Origin of the sequence: Imperialibacter sp. (assembly GCF_040222815.1) — a bacterium.
Taxonomy (GTDB): Bacteria; Bacteroidota; Bacteroidia; order Cytophagales; family Cyclobacteriaceae; genus Imperialibacter.
The window spans coordinates 572,277-590,953 of sequence record NZ_JAVKCH010000022.1 but is presented as its reverse complement, the minus strand read 5'-3'; the positions used below and the strand labels follow the sequence as shown (position 1 = coordinate 590,953).

The window sequence follows — 18,677 nt, the reverse complement described above, 5'->3', positions numbered from 1 at the left end:
CAACTGCATTTTTCCAGCCATCCCAGACGCCTATGAAATCTGACCAATTATTGGTACTTTGAAAGTATTCAGTAAATCAACTCTTACATTATGGCCCAGTTTAATCTAAAAGTTAATGGAAAAGAACACCAGGTTGATGTAGATGCGGACACCCCACTGCTTTGGGTGCTTCGTGACAACCTCGATTTGGTAGGCACCAAATTTGGCTGTGGAATAGCCATGTGTGGTGCATGCACGGTTCATGTTGATGGTGATGCTATCCGGTCTTGCTCGATGCCAATTTCAACGCTGGGAGACAAGTCTGTGGTGACCATCGAAGGCTTATCTGCCGATGCCTCTCACCCGCTTCAGAACGCCTGGAGAGAGCACGACGTACCCCAGTGTGGTTATTGTCAGGCAGGTCAGATCATGAATGCCGCAGCCCTGCTGTCGAAAAATGCCTCTCCAACGGACGAGGAAATAGAAAGCGCCATGAATGGCAACATTTGCCGTTGTGCTACTTACAACCGTATCAAGGCAGCCATCAAGACGGCTTCCGCAAGCGTTTAAGTCTATTCCAAAAATCCGAAATCATGACTTTAATAAAAACATCATACAACAGAAGATCCTTTCTGAAAGTGTCAGCGGCTGGTAGTGGTGGCTTAGTGATAGGCTTCAACTGGCTGGTATCGTGCAGTCCCAGCGCTGAAACTGCGATAAAAGGAGCGCCTAAAGAGTGGTTCAATGTAAATGCTTATCTCAAGATAGGCGAGAACGGCCTCGTTACCATCATGTCGCCGAACCCGGAAGTAGGCCAAAACATCAAAACTTCGATGCCGATGATAGTGGCTGAAGAGCTCGATGTGGCCTGGAAAGACGTCGTTGTTGAGCAAGCCCCGCTCGACACCGAGAAGTTTGTGAGACAAGTGGCTGGCGGCAGTCAGTCGCTGAGAAGTTCATGGAAAGGGCTGAGAATGGCGGGAGCTACCGCCAGAAAGATGCTGATGGAAGCGGCTGCCAAACAGTGGCAAGTAGATGCCTCAACCCTGACTACTTCTGAGGGAGTAATCAAAAACGCAAAAGGTGAAACACTCACCTATGGACAAATAGCCTCCGCTGCTGCATCCGTAACCGTGCCTGAAGAGGTGGAGTTGAAAGACCCATCTGCCTTCAAAATCATTGGCACCGACACCAAAAACGTTGACATAGAAAAAATCATTACCGGCAAGCCACAGTATGGCATGGATTTGAAAAAAGAAGGAATGAAAGTGGCGGTTGTACTTCGCCCACCTTCCTTCGGTGCCAAACTAAAGTCGTTCGATGACAGCGAAACAAGAAAAGTGTCTGGAGTGTCCGATGTTATCCAATTTGGCAACAAAGTGGCCGTACTTGGCAATACGACCTGGGCGGCAATGAAAGGCAAAAAAGCACTGAAAGCTGAATGGGAACAAGAAACACCTGCCGAGAGCACGGAATATCATGACAAGCAAATGATGGCCTTGCTGGGCACAAAAAATGGAGAGCCCAGAAGAAACGATGGCGATGTGGACGCCGCCTTCAAAACCGCCGATAAGGTAATTGAGAAAACTTTCGAAGGCCCTTTTCTGCCGCACAATCCCATGGAGCCCATGAATTTCTACGGACATGTGACGACAGCCAAGGTTGATCTCATTGGCCCTATACAAACACCCGAGAGAACAAGACGCCAGGTGTCTGAGCTACTAGGACGGCCCGAAACGGAAATCTTCATCGACATGACCCGTATGGGCGGCGGTTTCGGTCGCAGGCTTTATGGTGATTTTGTGCTGGAAGTAGCCGAAATTTCAAAACTATCCAACACGCCCATCAAACTGGTGTACACAAGAGAAGACGACATGACAGCGGGCATTTATCGCCCGGCTTCCAAATACAAATTCAAAGCCGGTGTAAAAGACGGCAAGCTTGTGGCTTACCATTTGGTTGGCACCGGCATCAACGGCAACGGCTGGACTCGTGAAAACTGGTTTCCGGCTGGATCCATTCCTAACTACAGGGTGGAGTCGTATGGACAGGACAGCAACATTACCACAGGCGCCTGGCGTGCACCCATCACTAATTTCCTGGCTTATGCCGAACAAAGCTTTATCGACGAAGTGGCTGAGGAAATGGGAGTTGATGCTGTGCAATTGAGGCTTGATTTACTCGAAAAAGCTAAGAGTGACCCTGTGGGTACGGTAGACTATGAGCCAGAGAAAATGATTGGCGCCATAAAACTTGCTGCCGAAAAGGCCAACTGGTCGGCTACTGAAGATGGAGTGAGCAAGGGCTTTAGCGCTTATTACTCACACAACTCCTATGTGGCGATGGTGGCGGAGGTTGTCAACAAAAAAGGCCAGCCGAGCACCAGAAAAGTAACCTGCGCTGTTGATTGCGGGATAGTGATCAACCCAATAGCCGCCAAAAATCAGATTGAAGGTGGTATCATCGACGGCATCGGGCACGCTATGTATGGCGACATGACCTTTGTGAATGGTGCGCCACAGGCAAGCAACTTCAACAACTACAGGCTGATCAGAATGGGAGAAGCGCCTCCGGTTATTGAATGTCACTTTGTGAAAAACACGAATGACCCCACAGGTCTCGGCGAACCATCGTTGCCACCGGCAGGAGGTGCGCTGGCCAATGCTATGTACAAAGCTACCGGACAGCGTTTCTATAAGCAGCCATTTATGCAACAGCAGATAAAACTTGGGTAGTTTCAATTCTGCATTAACAAAAAAGGTTTAGGGGGAGGCTCCTAAACCTTTTTTGTTTTATAACCCTTGAATCTTAAAACATCAATGCATCCTATCGCCTCTTACCTCAAGCGATTTCATTATTGCAGCCTCAGCTTCTAAGAACTCATTCCATCTGGCTTTCACATAATCCTTTGGCATGTATTCTTCCGCCAGCTCAATGAAATTATGATAGTGGCCAGCTTCTGACACCATAAGCTCGTAATAGAACTTCTTCAGCTCTTCATCCGCAATATGCTTATGCAGCAGTTTGAACCTCTCGCAGCTTCTGGCTTCAATCAAAGCATTCAGGAGGAGCTTCTCTACTAACTGCTGGTTGCGGGAACCTCCCTTTCTCACCACTTCGTTGAGTCTTGCCACATACTCGTCCTTCCTTTGCCTCCCCAAGCCGAAGCCCCTCTTTTTAAGTTGTTCTACTACCCTTTCAAAGTGGCTCCATTCCTCCGCCACTACTGGTACCAACATTTCCAACAGCTTTTCTCTTTCCGGGTAGAGCATAATGAGCGAAATGCACGAAGAAGCTGCCTTTTGCTCGCAATAAGCGTGGTCAACAAGAATGTCCTCAATCTGCATACTGGCGATATCTGTCCAGCGGGGATCGGTAGGCAGCTCCAGGCCAAGCGTCGTTTTATTCTTTGCTTCCATTGAGGCTATTATTTAGTCAAAGAAATACCACGTGACCCCAATGTCAAATACCCGGCGCTGCCCGGGGTAATACGGCGAAATGAAATAGCCATCGGCGCTGCCGGGTTGGTTTGCGTGCGTCATCTTGGCAAAGTATCGTGCATTGCCCACTTTGAAGTTCAGGAATACATCTGCTGTCAAATACGAATCGACGGCAAAGCTATTCTGGATGTAAAACTGCTGAATGACGGGATTGTAAGCATGGCCATAGTAAGTCGACTTCCAGTTCAGGTCAACGCCAAGTTGCACAGGCAGATAATCATTAAACCACACCCCCTCATAGTACAATCTTGTATTGATATGCCACTCAGGCATCCTCCAAATTTCTGAGTCAGTACCAGTAACAGCAGTGTAAATCACTTGGGGGTTCAGGTGAAAGCTTTTGCCAATGGTAAGTTCCACCGCAGCACTTGGATTCACCAGCAGCTGTCCGGCAGCTGATTGGGATTGATGTGGAAGAGAGTCTGTACCAAAGTAAACATAGTTAGCCACCCTGGTCAGATTAAGCCCAGGCTTGAGTGTGACAGGGCCAAACTTAACATTCAACTCACCCCCCAATCTATCAGCTCTTTGTGGTTCGAAGTCATTGACCCAGCTATAGTGGTTTCCAAAATAATAGAGTTGCTGGTAGCCTGGCTTGTACCTCATGCTTCGTAACCACAAATTGAGAAATGGCAAAGTGGTTCTCCCTTCAATATCAAAAAGCCCACCCTGTAGGTACTCTACCTTTGCGTCCGTATCCCAGATATCGAACAGCCTTACATTGATTTTTGCCCCTCCATAGCTCTCCGACTGGCGGCCAACAGGAGACGAGAAACGATCATTGTAAGTCACATACCTCTGCTTCAGGTAAAAATTATAGCTCAAACCGCCTATTTTTCCCAGCACTCCAGCTTCGTTAAGCAATGCCCTCATCTGAATCAGGTCTGCCGTGCTATCGCTGGTGATCAGAATGTTTGGATAAGCCGAAGTGTTATTTGTAGGTGTCGGATCCTCAAAACTGTTGTCGTGTCTTCCCTGGTCGAGCACATAGTAGACCTGAAGCTCGTCGGTGATTTTGTACTTCTGAAAAAGGTGGAAGTTGATCTTATAATCATAGGCTTTCACTCCTGTCAGCTTTATGGGAGAATCAAGGTATTGAAAAAGCTCAGCAGTTGTAGCATCTTCGCTCACATCGATCCCGCCCGTTTCAAGCACCTGATGTTTGATCCTGTCAACGTTAAAGAGCAGTTGATACCTCTCGTTTTTTGACTTATAGCTGGTGTACAAATCCCAGGTGGTGCTATTCACATTCCGGTCACCTCGACTGGAAGAAGCTCCAATCTGCTTATCCGATGTAAGCAACTTAAAATCTACCCCTAAATTCCACTGTGGATTGATGTTTCTTGAGTAGCCCACGTCCACTACACTTCTTCCCGAGCCGCCTACAATGGCTTTTATCTTGATCCAGGGTGATTTTGTATCAAAGTATTTTATCTGAGAAGAGGGAATAAAGTAGGGGTCGTAAGCATTGATACCCAACGTGGCGCCGATGGTTGATGGGAACAGGTAGTACAAAGGTCTGGTGGCCGTACCATTATTGCCCAGGTCGACCAGTGTGTGGTTTGAAACGTCAACTGCATCAAAATTCTCCAGCCCGTAGAGCAGTGTGTCTAGCACATGCAGGGAGTCGGACAGCTCTTTAACATCAGCCTCCGTGAACCAGAAAGTTGTTTTGGTAGAGTAAACATTTTTCGTGGAATCGTCCAGCACCTGTGCATGCGAAACACCCAGAGCCAGCCCCAGTGCAAAACATCCAAATGCAGCAATTTTTACTATGATCTTCAAACTGACTTGCCCAGGTTTTTAGTTACCTTCTCTGCTATTACCGCCTCAAAGTTTTCTTTTTCTTTTGAAAAGGAAAACTCTACAGGGATATAAAAAAATGGAGCACTGTCCAAATAGTGTTGAAACTTCGGACCGCCCATCTTCACGTAATCCTTTTCCGTGGTAAGGATAACGCAATTGTGGCTCTTTTGATATTGCTCAACGATCTTTTCCATTTCCTTATCGTTGTAAGCAAAGTGATCAGCCCTTTCCCAATGCGTTACCACCTCAATGCCCTCAATTTTCAAATAATCCAATAATGGTACCGGGTTGGCAATACCTGTGATCAAAAATACTCTCTTATTCCACTCACCTTCCTTCCCAAACGAAACAGGCCGTCCATATTGTATAGAACAAAAAAAGATAGGCGTGCCTACCTGTGCGTATGTTTGAATCTTTGCTCTCATTTCGTCCTTCTTCCCTTGAGACATTTTCTCAGGCGATTTTGTCACTACAATAATATCAGCTCTTCTGGCCCACCTTCGCCCTTCTCTTAAAGACCCAGATGGCATTATAAAGTCTCGATAAAAAGGGTTTTGGAATGAAGTGAGAAGCATTGAAGTAGTTGGTCGCACAGCCCGGTGCTGGAAACCATCGTCCATGAGAATCACATCCAGTTTTGGGTATTTCTCCCTTATACTTTTGATAGCCGTCACCCTTTTCTCACCCACAGCAACAACTACTTTCCCTGCCCATCTTTTGAAAAACAGAAGTGGCTCATCGCCAACTGACTCAGCAGTAGACTGCTCTCCTACCACAAAAAAACCTTTAGTCTCTCTGCCATACCCCCGGCTGATCACCGCCACTTTCTTACCCATCGACAACAAGTAAGCTATGAGATAATTGATAGTTGGTGTCTTACCCGTGCCCCCCACTGAGAGGTTGCCAACACAAATCACAGGAACACTGAAAACAGTGCTTTTTAACACTCCCAGGTCATACAAAGTATTTCTGATATTCGTAATGCATAGCCAGGCAAAGGAAAATGGTGCCGCAAGAAGAACCCTAAGTAGTTGCATTAGTCAATTGTATTGTGGGCCTAAAGATAGTATACTTGCGATAAGGAGAAGCGAATGAGCAAAGAAGAAATAACGATCAAAGAAATTACTTCATACCTGGAGACTCTGGCTCCGGGGGCGTATCAGGAGAGCTACGACAACGCTGGTTTGATAGTTGGAAACTCTTCTAATCGGGTCACGGGAGTGCTGATCTCCCTGGATGCCACAGAAGAAATTGTTGACGAAGCCATCGCTACCGGGTGTAATCTCATTGTCGCCCATCATCCTATTGTCTTCAAGGGACTTAAGACACTCACCGGAAGCAACTACGTGGAGCGAACAGTGATCAAGGCTATCCAACACGACGTTGCTATTTACGCCATCCACACAAATCTTGATAACGTACTAGATGGTGTCAACGCTGAAATCGCCAACATCATAGGACTAGAGAATCTCAGGATACTGGCACCCAAATCAGGGATTCTTTCAAAAATTGTCACCTTTTGCCCAAAAGACAATACCGAAGAAGTTTTGGCAGCTTTGCACGAAGCAGGCGCCGGACAAATCGGAAACTATGACCACTGTAGTTTCCGGGTAGCCGGCACAGGCAGCTTTCAACCAAATGATAGGGCGGTTCCCCACATTGGCACCGCTCATCAGCTTGAGCTAGTACATGAAGACCGTTTGGAGTTAATCTTCCCATCGTATTTGAGTCAGGTGATCATAAGCACACTCCAAACGGCACATCCCTATGAAGAGGTAGCTTATTATCTCTCTTCGTTGCAAAACCAAAACCAGGAAGTTGGATCGGGAATGATTGGCACTCTGCCGGAACCTACGGAGCCGGAAGATTTTCTGGGTCACCTTAAGCAAAAATTTGACCTCCAGGTAATAAAGTACACGCCGGTTGCCAAGAAAATACATACCGTAGCAGTTTGCGGTGGGGCTGGAAGCTTCTTATTGGAAAGTGCCAAAAAACAATCAGCCGACGCATTTGTGACGTCCGATTTCAAATATCACGAGTATTTCGACGCCGAAGGCAAGGTACTCGTGGCAGATATTGGACACTATGAAAGTGAGGTTTCTACAAAAAACCTGCTTCATAGGAAATTAAAACAAAAATTCACTAATATTGCACTCCGTTTGTCTAAAGCAAACACAAACCCCGTCAGATATTACTTATAGAACTGAATGGAAAGCACCGTAGCACAAAAATTAGAATCGCTCAGCAACCTCCAAGAAATTGATTCAAACCTCGACGAAATAAAAAAAATCAGGGGAGCACTTCCAGAAGAAGTGATGGACCTTGAGGATGAAATTGCCGGTTATGAGACCAGGGTTCAGAAGTTCAACCAGGATCTGGAAGAACTGGAAGGCTCTATTTCAGATAACAAGACCGCAATTAAGGACGCAGAAAAACTCATCAAAAAGTACGGTGAGCAGCAAATGAATGTCCGCAACAATCGTGAGTACGACGCAATCACTAAGGAGATTGAATTACAGCAGCTTGAAATACAAATTCTTGAAAAAAGGATCAAAGAGGCTTACGTAAAGATCGATACCAAGAAAGAAGAAATTCAAGGAACGAAGGATGTTCTTAGCGAACGCAGCAAAGACCTTGAAAGCAAGAAAAAGGAGCTTGACGTCATCGTGAAAGAAAGCGAAGACGACGAAAAAGCCCTCAGCAAAAAGCGTGAAGCAGCGGCAGCTAAAATTGAAGAGCGATTGTTGAAGTCTTACGACAAGACAAGGGCTAATGCCGTAAATGGCTTAGCTGTTGTTCCTGTACGCAGAGGCGCTTGTGGCGGGTGTTTCAATATTGTTCCTCCTCAAAGACAAGCTGACATCAGAGAGAAGAAAAAACTCATCGTATGTGAACACTGCGGTCGTATATTAGCAGGAGTTGATGACGAGATTGAAGAAGAAGACACAAAAGGTAAAACAACAAAACGGACGAGAAAGTAATTTCTTGACATTCGTTTGTATCCCATATAAGCAGGTGAGCCTCAAGGTTCGCCTGTTTTTGTTTGCCCTCCTCTCATTTTTTCACACTTCCGCCATGCAAACCGAGCTTGGCTGGGAGCCCTCCGTGGTGGAAGCCCACAAACTAATTCTACAATACAGGCTTTCTGAGGCCAAAACCCTCCTGACAACACTCCCTAATTCTCCGGAAAAAGCTTACCTCCTTAACCTCAGCGACTTTCTTCAGATGATCTACACTGAGGACGACAGCTTCTACGAAAACTACCTTAGAAATCTCCATCAGAGAAGAACATGGATTGAGGAACTATCGGACGGTGATGCAGGAAAAGCCTTCTATTTGGCAGACATGAAATTGCAGGAGGCGCTATTTAAAATCAAATTTGAGGACTACTTGTCGGGGCTGTACAGTTTGATGCAGGCCCACAACCAAATAGATGAGCTTCAAAACCGTGATGACAAAATCCTCCCGTTCTTAAAGTCATCTGGTGTCATCAACATCCTCATTGGTCTCACGCCCGAAAAGTACGAATGGGCCATCCGATTGATTGGTCTTCAGGGCGATATCGCCAGGGGAATTGAACAACTCACTAGGCTTTCATCCAGCAACAGTCCGTTGGCTGACGAGGCCCTCATCATCCTTGGATACTTCTATGCCTACCCACTCCATGAGCCAGCAAAAGCAACTGCCCTGTTTTTGCAAGCCCTGGAAAAGCAGCCCAACAGCACCCTTGCCCAATTTATGCTGGCCACTTCTCTCAACAAAGCGCACAAGGGTGAACAGGCACTGGCCATCTTATCGAAAATACCAGCAGGTCAACAAAAAAAACTCGCTCCAGTCTATTACCTTTTTGGCGACCTGTATCTTGAAAAAATGGATGTGGCAAAAGCCCGGGAGTACTACGCCATGTTCATCCAATCGTGTAATGGCGAGAGCTTCAAGAAAGATGCAATGAGCAAAATAGCGGCCTCCTATTACCTGGAAAACGACACACCCAGTGCAAATAGCTGGAGCGAAAAGGCTGCGAAAATGCAGCGAAGCACCACTGAACCAGACAGAAATGCGGATGTATTTCTAACAGAAATGAACCAATATCCGATCCCGCTCCTAAAGGCCAGACTTTTAACTGACGGAGGTTATTGGGAAGAAGCTCATCGACAACTGTCTGTTGCAAAACCATCGGAACTTGATGGAAAGTGGCTATGTGAATACTATTATCGCTTGGCGAGGCTCTATCATTTGCAAGGAGAAAATTTTGAAGCTATCCCTCATTACCAACAGGCTTTGAAGCTCTCCGAACGGCAGCCGTGGTACATGGGTGCTAATGCTGCTTTACAGCTTGGGCTTATTATGAAGGGCGCTGGAAAAGCCAAAGAAGCAAAAGGGTATTTTGAACAGGCAATGGCATTCGATAACCATCCATACAAAGCCAGCATCGATTCGAGCGCCGAAAGGGAGCTAGCCCGGCTGACTTCAGATTAGTTCAACACCTTCCAGGTGGCTGACATCGTTGGATGTGACCATTGAAAGCTGCCCTCCGGTGTAGTTGAAAACGTACAAACCAAGGTTTGAATGGCCAAAGCTCTCCATTAGCTGAAGTGGATAACCAAGCATCCAGCAAACAAGAATTCGAATAGCTCTTCCGTGCATACATATCAGCACTTTTTCTTCGTCTGATTTGCTTAGAATATAATTCATAGCCATCTTCTGCCTTTCCATGACCTCAATCGGCGACTCTCCCCCATCTATCCGCTGATCCAGCTCACCTCGTTGCCATGCCTCAAGTGTGGTCAGGTAATGACTATGGATGTCTGGTTCAAAGGCAAGTCCCTCTTTATTCCCCCAGCTAATCTCATCCAGTCCTTCAAGTTTCTCGTGGGGTATACCCTGATTAATAAATGATTCCACTGACTGATAGGTACGAATCAACGAAGACACGTATACCTTATTGAACTTTTCATCTTTGTAATGATTGAAAAACGCCCTGGCTTGCTCCTGTCCTGTTTGGTTCAGCGGCGCATTCACTCCTCGCCCCTGTACCTTCTTTTCCCTGTTAAACTGGGTTTCCCCATGCCTAACGATGTATAACTGCTTCACGCTCTAGTTGTCAAATGAGCCACAAAACTACGAGTAAAGAATAAATATGTCCCCCTATAAACATTTTAATTCAACAGGCTGTTTTGCGGGTAATTCATTCAGTGCTAAATTTCGACACCATTCATAAACGACCACTTTTTTGAAGGAGAAGAGCAGTACGGAAACAGAGATCAGAGAGCTTCACATCAAGGAGATCATTTCGGGAGCCATTAATGGAAAGAAATCGTTCGCTTTTTGGAAAAAGCAAGGCCAGTCTCAGCTCCACGGCATTGTTGACCTCGGCGAACAGCCATCAACCGACAAAGGAGATTTAGAGGAGGCAAGCCCTGGTTTTGTTGTAAGCCCCTTCCTGAACGAGGGGAGAAAAAAAAACATCAAAATCAATGCAGACCTAGTATTTATCCCCACCGACAATAATTCCTGTTTCCAGGCAAACCCGGCTGTTGGTGTAATTAATGAGCACACTGACTCATTTATCAAGGATTCATCTGAACCGCTAGACCCAGCATCACTCGAATCGTACTTCCCAACCACGGACAATTCTGTCAATAGTGAAAAGGCCCAGTTTATCGACATTGTAAACAAAGCAAAGGAAAACATAAAAGCGGAAGTATTTCATAAAGTGGTGCCTTCCCGATTTTCCGAGGTTTACTACCCAACAGGCTGGGACTTTATATCCGCCTTTGAAAGGCTTCACCAGCTATACCCCAACGCCTTCGTCTATGTTTTCGGCATTCCCGGTGTTGGCATATGGATGGGAGCGACTCCGGAGCTTTTGCTCAGCATAGTAGATGGCAGGTGGTTCAAGAGTGTGGCTTTAGCCGGCACTCAAAAAATTCCCGAGTCAGGCGATCTTTCCCAGGTAGCCTGGACCCAAAAGGAAATTGAAGAACAAGCCTTGGTTTGCCGGTACATTATCAACTGCTTTAAAAAAATACGATTAAGGGAGTATGAAGAAAAGGGCCCCAAGTCTGTGAAGGCAGGTAATCTGGCCCACCTGAAAACAGAGTTCTACGTGGACATGGAGGCCGTCAATTTCCCGCAGTTAGGTAGCGTGATGCTGGATTTACTCCACCCCACCTCGGCAGTTTGTGGCATGCCACTGGAGCCATCGTTGCAATTCCTTAAGGAGTTTGAAGGCTTCGACAGGGAATTTTACACGGGCTATCTGGGTCCCGTAAATATGCAAGGCAGCACCCAGCTTTATGTTAACTTGCGATCCATGAAACTACTTTCAGATAGGGCCAGGTTATTTGCGGGAGCTGGAGTTACCGAAGATTCGATAGCAGAGAAAGAATTTGAAGAAACCGAACTGAAACTCCAAACGCTGATGTGCCTGTTCTAGCCAGCAAAAATGGTAATCAAAGCAATTAACGATATAGCCAGTATTTGTTACTTGAAAGGACTACGCAATGTGGTGCTTTCGCCGGGATCTCGTTGTGCACCACTTACACTGGCCTTCAATAGGCACGGTGACTTCAACATCTACACAATTCCCGATGAAAGGGCAGCAGCCTTTATTGCATTGGGCATGGCTGAGCGGACAGAAACTCCGACAATACTTATTTGCACATCAGGTACTGCCGTTCTCAATTATGCCCCGGCAGTCACTGAGGCTTACTACCGAAACATCCCCTTGCTGGTATTAACAGCCGACCGGCCACCAGAATGGCTTGAACAATGGGATGGCCAAACAATCAATCAGAAGGCAATATTTGAGCCTCATATAAAAAAGTCTTTCAGCTTTCCCGACAGTTTCGAACATAAGGATGCCTTATGGTTCTCACATCGGTTGGTGAACGAGGCCATCAACTGTTCCAGGTCGCTCGCGAATGGCCCGGTGCATATTAATGTACCCTTGAGGGAGCCTTTCTACCCGGAAAAAGGTGAAAAACTGGTCTTTGATAAGGCAATTAAGCTCATCGACGAACCTGCGTTTGAAAGCTCTCCAGGCAAAGACACACTTTTGCGGCTCTCAGAAGAACTGAGTCAATATGCTAAAATTGTTATTGTCGTTGGGCAGCACAAACCCGACAAGTCGCTTATCGACGCTCTTTCGATTGTATCGCTCAAGCTCAATATCCCTGTCGTGGCCGACATCATTGCCAACTTGCATGGCTTTGCAGGTACTATCAGGCATTCGGATGCCTTTTTACCAAAAGCCCCTGCTAGTTTAAAGCCTGACCTTCTGGTCACTTTAGGGCAGTCGGTGATCAGCAAGAACCTCAAACTGTTTCTCAGGCAGCACCGGGCCAGCGCCCACTGGCATATTGCCCAGGCTGGCGACATTCCAGATCCGATGCAATCATTGACAAGAATTGTCAGGATGAGTCCGCCTAACTTCTTCAAATATCTTGTTGACTCGGATATTGCGCCAAAATCTCCTGAGTTCATAGAAAGCTGGCGAAGCTTTGACGAGAAAGTAAAGGAGAATTTCAACAGCATTTTTGCTAACCAACCTTTCAACGAATTTCAGGCGGTATATAGGTTCATCAAAAGCACTTCGGGAGAAGCTAAATTGCACCTTGCCAATAGCATGGCCGTGAGATATGCCAATTTTGTAGGCCTCAGTTCACAACAAAACAACATTTCGGTGCATGCAAACAGAGGGACCAGCGGCATAGACGGCAGCTCCAGCACGGCTGTTGGCATTACCCTTACCTCTGCCGTCCCCAATTATCTAATTACAGGGGACGTGTCTTTCTTCTATGATATCAACGCCTTTTGGCACAACTACCTGCCGGCCAATTTCAAAATCTTGTTGCTTAACAACCATGGGGGTGGGATTTTCCGGCTCATCCCTGGCCCGGCCCAGCAGCCAGAACTTGAAGAGCTTTTTGAAACGCAACAACCGAGGACTGCAATAAGAATGGCAGAAGAATTTGGTTTTAGCTACTTCAAAAGTGTCGGCGAGCAAGATTTCAATAGCCAGCTGATCTCATTTATGGAAGATGAAAATCGGGCTATCTTTGAAGTAGAAACAGACAAGACAAATAATCAGTTGTTCTTTAATCATTTCAAATCTTATATAAACACCTGATATGGCATCAAAATTTGAATGGCAAACGATAAAGGAGTACGAAGACATTCGCTTCGAATTCCTGGAAGGAATAGCCAAAATAACCATCAATCGGCCAGAGGTGCGCAACGCATTCAGGCCTCAGACTGTCAATGAAATGTCGGAGGCGATGGACTACTGCCGGGAAGACCCGGACGTTTACGTGGTTGTGCTTACCGGAGAAGGCGACAAAGCGTTTTGTAGCGGCGGCGATCAAAATGTCAAAGGCATTGGCGGATATGTGGGCAAGGATGGCGTCCCCCGACTGAATGTGCTTGACCTGCAAAAGAAAATACGGTCACTGCCTAAGCCTGTGGTAGCTATGGTCAATGGCTTCGCCATTGGTGGCGGCCATGTGCTTCACGTGGTGTGCGACTTAACGATTGCTTCAGAAAATGCCATTTTCGGGCAAACAGGCCCCAAAGTGGGAAGTTTCGATGCTGGCTTTGGTTCGAGCTACCTGGCTCGCCATGTAGGGCAAAAGAAGGCCCGTGAAATCTGGTTTCTTTGTCAGCAATACAGCGCCAAAGAAGCTGAAGACATGGGCATGGTCAACAAAGTTGTGCCGCTGGATCAGCTGGAGGAAACTACAGTGGAGTGGTGCAGGATCATGATGCAGCGCAGTCCTATGGCTTTGAGAATGATCAAAATGGGTCTCAACGCTGAACTGGATGGGCAGGCTGGTATTCAGGAACTGGCAGGCAATGCAACTTTGCTCTATTATTTTACTGAGGAAGCCCAGGAAGGAAAAAATGCCTTTCTCGAAAAGAGAGCACCTGACTTCAAAAAATTTCCAAAGTTTCCATAAACGAAAAAAGGGTGCGTTCGCACCCTTTTTTATTCTCTACTAAACAAAGCCTATCTACAGGCTTTTCCGTCTATTTCATATTTGCTTTTAGAACCAGTCACTTCAAAAGAAAACGTCTGGCTGATTACTTCCATCACCTCGTTGATCGGTTTACCATCAAAAGTAGCAGTCAATCGGCAATCACCAATATCCTTATTTGCCAGCCTGATATCAGCTTTGTAAACTTCGTTGAGCGTATTCACTACCTCCTTCATGCTTGTCTGCTTAAACACCATCTTATTGGTCTTCCATGCCAGGTAGTTTTGGTTCATGTTCTTCGACTTCGACACGCCCTGGCCTTCCCTTCTAACCACACCTGTTTCGCCCGGAAACAGTTCGACCTTTACCGGCCTCTCGGCTACATTAGGCTGTGGTTTCTTAGTCAGGCTCACTACGCCAGTTTCAACAATCACCTCCGAATACTTCGCTTCACTTTCGGTCTTCACCTGAAACGATGTACCTACAACAGTTACCAGCGCCTCTACAGTTTCCACTTTGAAAGCATGGTCAGGATCAGGCGTTATGTCAAAAAATGCCTTCCCATTGAATACCACTCTTCTTTCATCTGCAAATTGAGTGGGGTAACTAAGCCGTGACATCTCGCTCATAGCAACCACAGACCCATCAGACAGCTTAACATCCTTAGACTCACCAGCATCGGTTTCTACTACCACCCATCCGTCAACGGTTATTTCGTCACTGGTGTTAGCACCGCTACCTACAAAAAGAAAGTATCCTATACCCAGCAGCACAACAATAGATGCTGCTACAGCCCATATCTTCCCGGAGAAGCCGCTAGCTGGCTCTCTTACCTGAGCAAAATTCTTTTGGGTGGAAATTCTCCCCATAACGGAGCCCCTTGCCTTCTCAACATCAAAGGACTTTACATCGGTAGCAGACCATGCTTCTGAGAACGAAAGAAACTCCTCTTGATTTTCGTTTCTCCATTCTTCAACTTGCTGCTGCTCTTCTAAACTGGCATTACCTGAGAGGTATTTAGCCAACAATTCTATCATTTTCGACCTATTAGAAATATCTAGTCTTGTAACACTATCTGCTTACCCGACCCTTATTCAATAATACAACAAAGGTGCAAAGATACACAGAAAACTTATTTGCGAGGTCGGGTTTCGGGCTCATATTCAATCGGCAGACTCTCCGCCAACCTTTCCCATGACCAGTACCCCAAAGTTGTAACGGCCAATGGGTCGTAAATAAAGCCTCGTCTATCTACCGACACCGTTGGAATGTTCAACTGCAAGTAGGACACCTGCCTGCTTCCTCCTGACTCTCCAGCCATCCTGTAATTAAGTCCTGCCGGTGAGGCCAGGTTATTACTAAGAAGCTTCTGCTTTTCCTCAAGGTACGACATTGGCTCTGTTTCCCGAAGGTACATTACCTGGAGGTAGTCCTTAAACGACAACTTTTTCTCATATGAATGTGATCCATTTTTCAGTATGCTATTGATAGTAACCTCGTAAAATGGCACAGGATCGGAAGTCGGCAAATCGTATACTTTATAAACAAGAAACCCTTCTTTTCGCAACCTGTTAGCCGTTAGGGATCGGATAAAGTGTTCTAGCGAACCACGGTAGGCTCGCAAACGGTTCTTGTTCCACCGCTTTAGCTCTCCCTCGTCAGAAGGGGTCAGCTCTTCAAACCGGGATTTTCCTACATACCTCGTCGTTCCTCCCCGTTGCTCAAACAACTCCAGCACATAGTAAATCCTATAACCCAGGGCCCAGTTCTCTATGATCAATGGCTCACTGGCGTAGCCTATGAGCAGGTCGTCGTTTCCGTAGTATTGAAAGTCCAGCACATGGTCGTTTGTTATCACACAGCGGGAAGCATTAGGTGTAGAGCCCAGAAAGGCTGTTTGAAAAGCTCGCAAGTGCCTCTCCCAGCTTTTGTCTCTGGTGGAGATAACCTCAATGCTTTCAAGTTGACCCAGCTTCGAAATCAAAGCTATCCGCAGCGCAATGTCTGTAGTATCCTGAATGTTGATTTTCTTTACTCCCAGCTGATAGGCCACATGTGAAAAAGTGACCTCATAGGTACCCAAAGGCAGATGGTCAATACTAAAAAAGCCATTCTGATCAGTGCCGTCTCCCAACATTGACTTTGCAACAAAAACATTCACCCCTTCAATAGGAAGGCCGGTGGCGTCGTCGGTTACCGTACCAAAAAGCATCACATGCTCCTTAAACTTGGCCTCCTCAACAGTTACCTGAGGCTTGAATATAATGACCTGATCGCCGATGAGCTTGTATTCCAGGCCCGTGCCGGTAAGAAGCTTGCTCAGCACATACTTGACTGACTTATTGGACTCAGCTAATGTGAACTTCTGTTTGACTGGAACTATATCAGCGTTGTAAGAGAAAAAAATGCCCGAGACCTCTGACACCCTGATAATTGCTGAGTCCAGATTTACCTCCCATACCTGAACGTCAATTACCCTGTCCAACACAGACTTCTGACTTTGCGCACTCACAGTACAGCAATAGCCTAACAGCAGTATTGAAAACAAAAAATGAAATCTATGCGATTTCATATGTGCATGCGGTTCATTAGCAGTGGATCAAGCTATGTATCAATAGCTTCCTAAGTTCTGAAATTTGGCGGGCTAATTCAAAAAAACAACTGTCAATTGTCTTTCAAAAAATCTTTCAGCTTTTCACGCAGCAGTCTAAGTGCCTTACCCATCTGCACTTCAACGGTCTTCACGGAAATACCAATATGGTCGGCTATTTCCTGGTACTTCAGCCCGTCAAACCTGCTCATTCTAAAAATTCGCTGACATTGTGGGGGCAGCGAGCTTATTGCCAACTCAATTTTCTGTTCCAAATCCGGCTCTTCGTGAATCCCATAGGCGTAGGTTGATTCTTTTTCGAGGTAGTTGACAACATATTGCTTATAGGCATCCCTTACCTTCAAATGCTTCAGGTGATTAAGGCAAGTGTTGTGTACTGACCTGAACAAGTAAGATTTAACTGATGAGTCGGGCGCCAGTGACTCACACTTCTCCCAAAACTTAACAAATACATCCTGCACAATTTCCTCTGCCGACTCCGGGTCATTCAGGTATTTGTTAGCATAGCTGCAAAGAATCGAGTAGAACGAGTTGAAAACAATCTCAAATGCCCCTTCTTCCTTATTGCGTAACCGCTCAACCAGTAAAAAATCAGACTCTGCCAAGTTCTAGTATTGTTATCAACTTATATTTGATGGAAAATCAAAAATATAAATTCAGTCCAACAAATCTATTATTTGCCCTCATTTGATCATTAACATTAAATACTGTCCACTGATTGACCTACAATAGCACCATCTGGTTAAACGACAAAAATGTTGATTTGACGTCAGCTAACAACCTGAGTACATTCGACAACTACGAACAGGGAATTCTCCTATTCATCAAACAATGGCTGTCAGGCGCAAATAGTTTCACCCTCCACACATCTGGATCCACTGGCATTCCAAAGGAAATTCAAGTGACCAGAAACCAGATGATTGCCAGCGCCAAGGCAACTATAAATTTTCTGAAGATTGCACCGGGAACGCCGGTCACGGTTTGCATAGATGCCCGATATATAGGAGGAAAAATGCAACTGGTGCGAGCGCTTATCCATGACCTGCCCTTGCAGATCATTAGCCCAACAACACAATTAATGAATCACCTTGAGGCGCTGCCTTCTTTGGGCTTAATGTCGTTGGTTCCCCTTCAATTGTACAGTTCACTCGACAACAGTCCAGAAATGCTGGACAAAGCCAGTGCCATCCTCATTGGGGGAGCGCCTGTTCAGCTAAGCTATCTACCCAAGTTAAAATCGATTGCTCCGCCAGTGTACCATACTTATGGCATGACAGAGACTATCTCGCACGTAGCTTTGAGGAAACTAAATCATGAAGACACCCCGGATGAGTTTACACTGCTGCCCGGCATTGAAATATCAACTGACGAGCGTGAATGCCTTGTAGTTAGTGGGGAGGTGACGGGCAACCAACCCGTGACCACCAACGACATTGTGGAGCTAACAAGCGCTACCACCTTCATTTGGAAAGGCCGCTACGACAACGTCGTGAATTCAGGGGGCGTTAAAATATTCCCTGAAGAAGTGGACAAACTCATCGCCCCCGAACTCGAAACCATGTTTCCTGGTGCACAGTTCTTCACTTCCGGAATGCCAGACGAAAAATTGGGACAAAGGTTGATTCTCTGTATTGAATCAGCTCAAAGCATAGAAATTAGTGGCTTAATCGAAAGCCTAAGGGCTGCCCTCCCGCCCTATCATGCCCCAAAGCACATTTACTTTTTGGAGCACTTTATAAAAACATCGTCGGGCAAAGTCGATAAATTGAAAACAGTTGAATCAGTTTTATCTTAAATTTGCAC

The 18,677-nt window shown here is 46.1% G+C and carries 16 protein-coding genes; 9 read left to right on the top strand and 7 right to left on the bottom strand.

Annotation, left to right across the window (positions count from 1 at the left end; genetic code table 11):
• Window positions 1-90 precede the first annotated feature (90 nt).
• Window positions 91-549, top strand: coding sequence for a (2Fe-2S)-binding protein (locus RIF36_RS12300; RefSeq protein ID WP_350074658.1), 459 nt, complete (start codon window positions 91-93; stop codon window positions 547-549).
• A 23-nt stretch (window positions 550-572) separates the two neighbouring features.
• On the top strand, window positions 573-2,714 hold the full coding sequence (locus RIF36_RS12295) for a xanthine dehydrogenase family protein molybdopterin-binding subunit (RefSeq protein ID WP_350123693.1): 2,142 nt from the start codon (window positions 573-575) through the stop codon (window positions 2,712-2,714).
• An 81-nt stretch (window positions 2,715-2,795) separates the two neighbouring features.
• Here RIF36_RS12295 and RIF36_RS12290 read toward each other — a convergent pair whose 3' ends face one another.
• Genes RIF36_RS12290 through lpxK form a run of 3 tightly spaced genes read right to left on the bottom strand, consistent with a single transcriptional unit; the run spans window position 2,796 to window position 6,322 of the window.
• Complete coding sequence (locus RIF36_RS12290; protein ID WP_350123690.1) at window positions 2,796-3,398, bottom strand: MiaE family protein; 603 nt, start codon at window positions 3,396-3,398, stop codon at window positions 2,796-2,798.
• 12 nt (window positions 3,399-3,410) lie between these two features.
• Window positions 3,411-5,264 carry a putative porin gene (locus RIF36_RS12285; RefSeq protein ID WP_350123688.1) on the bottom strand — a complete coding sequence of 618 codons (1,854 nt, stop codon included), beginning with the start codon at window positions 5,262-5,264 and terminating at the stop codon, window positions 3,411-3,413.
• Entirely contained in the window at window positions 5,261-6,322 is a 1,062-nt protein-coding gene (lpxK, locus tag RIF36_RS12280; protein ID WP_350123685.1) for a tetraacyldisaccharide 4'-kinase, read from the bottom strand. The genes RIF36_RS12285 and lpxK overlap by 4 nt, the downstream gene beginning before the upstream one ends.
• 54 nt (window positions 6,323-6,376) lie before the next feature.
• Between lpxK and RIF36_RS12275 the strand changes: the two genes are divergently transcribed.
• The 3 genes from RIF36_RS12275 to RIF36_RS12265 are packed head-to-tail and all read left to right on the top strand — an operon-like array spanning window position 6,377 to window position 9,764.
• The gene (locus tag RIF36_RS12275; RefSeq protein ID WP_350123683.1) at window positions 6,377-7,486 is read left to right on the top strand and encodes a Nif3-like dinuclear metal center hexameric protein; all 1,110 of its coding nucleotides are present in this window, start codon (window positions 6,377-6,379) and stop codon (window positions 7,484-7,486) included.
• Between the two features lie 6 nt (window positions 7,487-7,492).
• Window positions 7,493-8,266: a zinc ribbon domain-containing protein gene (locus RIF36_RS12270; protein ID WP_152000890.1), complete on the top strand. Its 774-nt coding sequence runs from the start codon at window positions 7,493-7,495 to the stop codon at window positions 8,264-8,266.
• Window positions 8,208-9,764, top strand: a complete 1,557-nt coding sequence (locus tag RIF36_RS12265; protein WP_350123680.1) for a tetratricopeptide repeat protein — start codon at window positions 8,208-8,210, stop codon at window positions 9,762-9,764. Before RIF36_RS12270 ends, RIF36_RS12265 begins: the two co-directional genes overlap by 59 nt.
• On the opposite strand, the gene RIF36_RS12260 is transcribed toward RIF36_RS12265, so the two are convergent.
• Complete coding sequence (locus tag RIF36_RS12260) at window positions 9,756-10,379, bottom strand: histidine phosphatase family protein (RefSeq protein WP_350074671.1); 624 nt, start codon at window positions 10,377-10,379, stop codon at window positions 9,756-9,758. The genes RIF36_RS12265 and RIF36_RS12260 overlap by 9 nt on opposite strands.
• 139 nt (window positions 10,380-10,518) lie before the next feature.
• Between RIF36_RS12260 and RIF36_RS12255 the strand changes: the two genes are divergently transcribed.
• The 3 genes from RIF36_RS12255 to menB are packed head-to-tail and all read left to right on the top strand — an operon-like array spanning window position 10,519 to window position 14,245.
• Window positions 10,519-11,724, top strand: a complete 1,206-nt coding sequence (locus tag RIF36_RS12255) for a chorismate-binding protein (protein ID WP_350123677.1) — start codon at window positions 10,519-10,521, stop codon at window positions 11,722-11,724.
• Window positions 11,725-11,733: 9 nt separating this feature from the next.
• Window positions 11,734-13,419 carry a 2-succinyl-5-enolpyruvyl-6-hydroxy-3-cyclohexene-1-carboxylic-acid synthase gene (gene menD, locus RIF36_RS12250; protein ID WP_350123674.1) on the top strand — a complete coding sequence of 562 codons (1,686 nt, stop codon included), beginning with the start codon at window positions 11,734-11,736 and terminating at the stop codon, window positions 13,417-13,419.
• A 1-nt stretch (window position 13,420) separates the two neighbouring features.
• On the top strand, window positions 13,421-14,245 hold the full coding sequence (gene menB, locus RIF36_RS12245) for a 1,4-dihydroxy-2-naphthoyl-CoA synthase (protein ID WP_317491317.1): 825 nt from the start codon (window positions 13,421-13,423) through the stop codon (window positions 14,243-14,245).
• A gap of 50 nt (window positions 14,246-14,295) precedes the next feature.
• Here the strand turns inward: menB and RIF36_RS12240 are convergent, their stop codons facing one another.
• From RIF36_RS12240 to RIF36_RS12230, 3 genes are all read right to left on the bottom strand, one after another.
• Window positions 14,296-15,300, bottom strand: coding sequence for a FecR family protein (locus RIF36_RS12240; RefSeq protein WP_350123671.1), 1,005 nt, complete (start codon window positions 15,298-15,300; stop codon window positions 14,296-14,298).
• A 95-nt stretch (window positions 15,301-15,395) separates the two neighbouring features.
• Entirely contained in the window at window positions 15,396-16,835 is a 1,440-nt protein-coding gene (locus tag RIF36_RS12235; RefSeq protein WP_350123669.1) for a carboxypeptidase-like regulatory domain-containing protein, read from the bottom strand.
• A 92-nt stretch (window positions 16,836-16,927) separates the two neighbouring features.
• Complete coding sequence (locus tag RIF36_RS12230) at window positions 16,928-17,479, bottom strand: RNA polymerase sigma-70 factor (protein ID WP_350123666.1); 552 nt, start codon at window positions 17,477-17,479, stop codon at window positions 16,928-16,930.
• 113 nt (window positions 17,480-17,592) lie between these two features.
• On the opposite strand from RIF36_RS12230, the gene RIF36_RS12225 reads away from it, so the two are divergent.
• A complete protein-coding gene (locus RIF36_RS12225) occupies window positions 17,593-18,669 on the top strand; it encodes an AMP-binding protein (RefSeq protein ID WP_350123663.1) in 1,077 nt (358 codons plus the stop codon).
• The last annotated feature ends 8 nt before the right edge of the window (window positions 18,670-18,677 follow it).

Bases quoted from the DNA above. Each gene is read 5' to 3' on its own strand.
- RIF36_RS12300 (WP_350074658.1), top strand. From the start codon at position 91: ATGGCCCAGTTTAATCTAAAAGTTAATGGAAAAGAACACCAGGTTGAT.
- RIF36_RS12295 (WP_350123693.1), top strand. From the start codon at position 573: ATGACTTTAATAAAAACATCATACAACAGAAGATCCTTTCTGAAAGTG.
- RIF36_RS12290 (WP_350123690.1), bottom strand. From the start codon at position 3,398: ATGGAAGCAAAGAATAAAACGACGCTTGGCCTGGAGCTGCCTACCGAT.
- lpxK (WP_350123685.1), bottom strand. From the start codon at position 6,322: ATGCAACTACTTAGGGTTCTTCTTGCGGCACCATTTTCCTTTGCCTGG.
- RIF36_RS12275 (WP_350123683.1), top strand. From the start codon at position 6,377: ATGAGCAAAGAAGAAATAACGATCAAAGAAATTACTTCATACCTGGAG.
- RIF36_RS12270 (WP_152000890.1), top strand. From the start codon at position 7,493: ATGGAAAGCACCGTAGCACAAAAATTAGAATCGCTCAGCAACCTCCAA.
- RIF36_RS12265 (WP_350123680.1), top strand. From the start codon at position 8,208: ATGACGAGATTGAAGAAGAAGACACAAAAGGTAAAACAACAAAACGGA.
- menD (WP_350123674.1), top strand. From the start codon at position 11,734: ATGGTAATCAAAGCAATTAACGATATAGCCAGTATTTGTTACTTGAAA.
- menB (WP_317491317.1), top strand. From the start codon at position 13,421: ATGGCATCAAAATTTGAATGGCAAACGATAAAGGAGTACGAAGACATT.
- RIF36_RS12240 (WP_350123671.1), bottom strand. From the start codon at position 15,300: ATGATAGAATTGTTGGCTAAATACCTCTCAGGTAATGCCAGTTTAGAA.
- RIF36_RS12235 (WP_350123669.1), bottom strand. From the start codon at position 16,835: ATGAAATCGCATAGATTTCATTTTTTGTTTTCAATACTGCTGTTAGGC.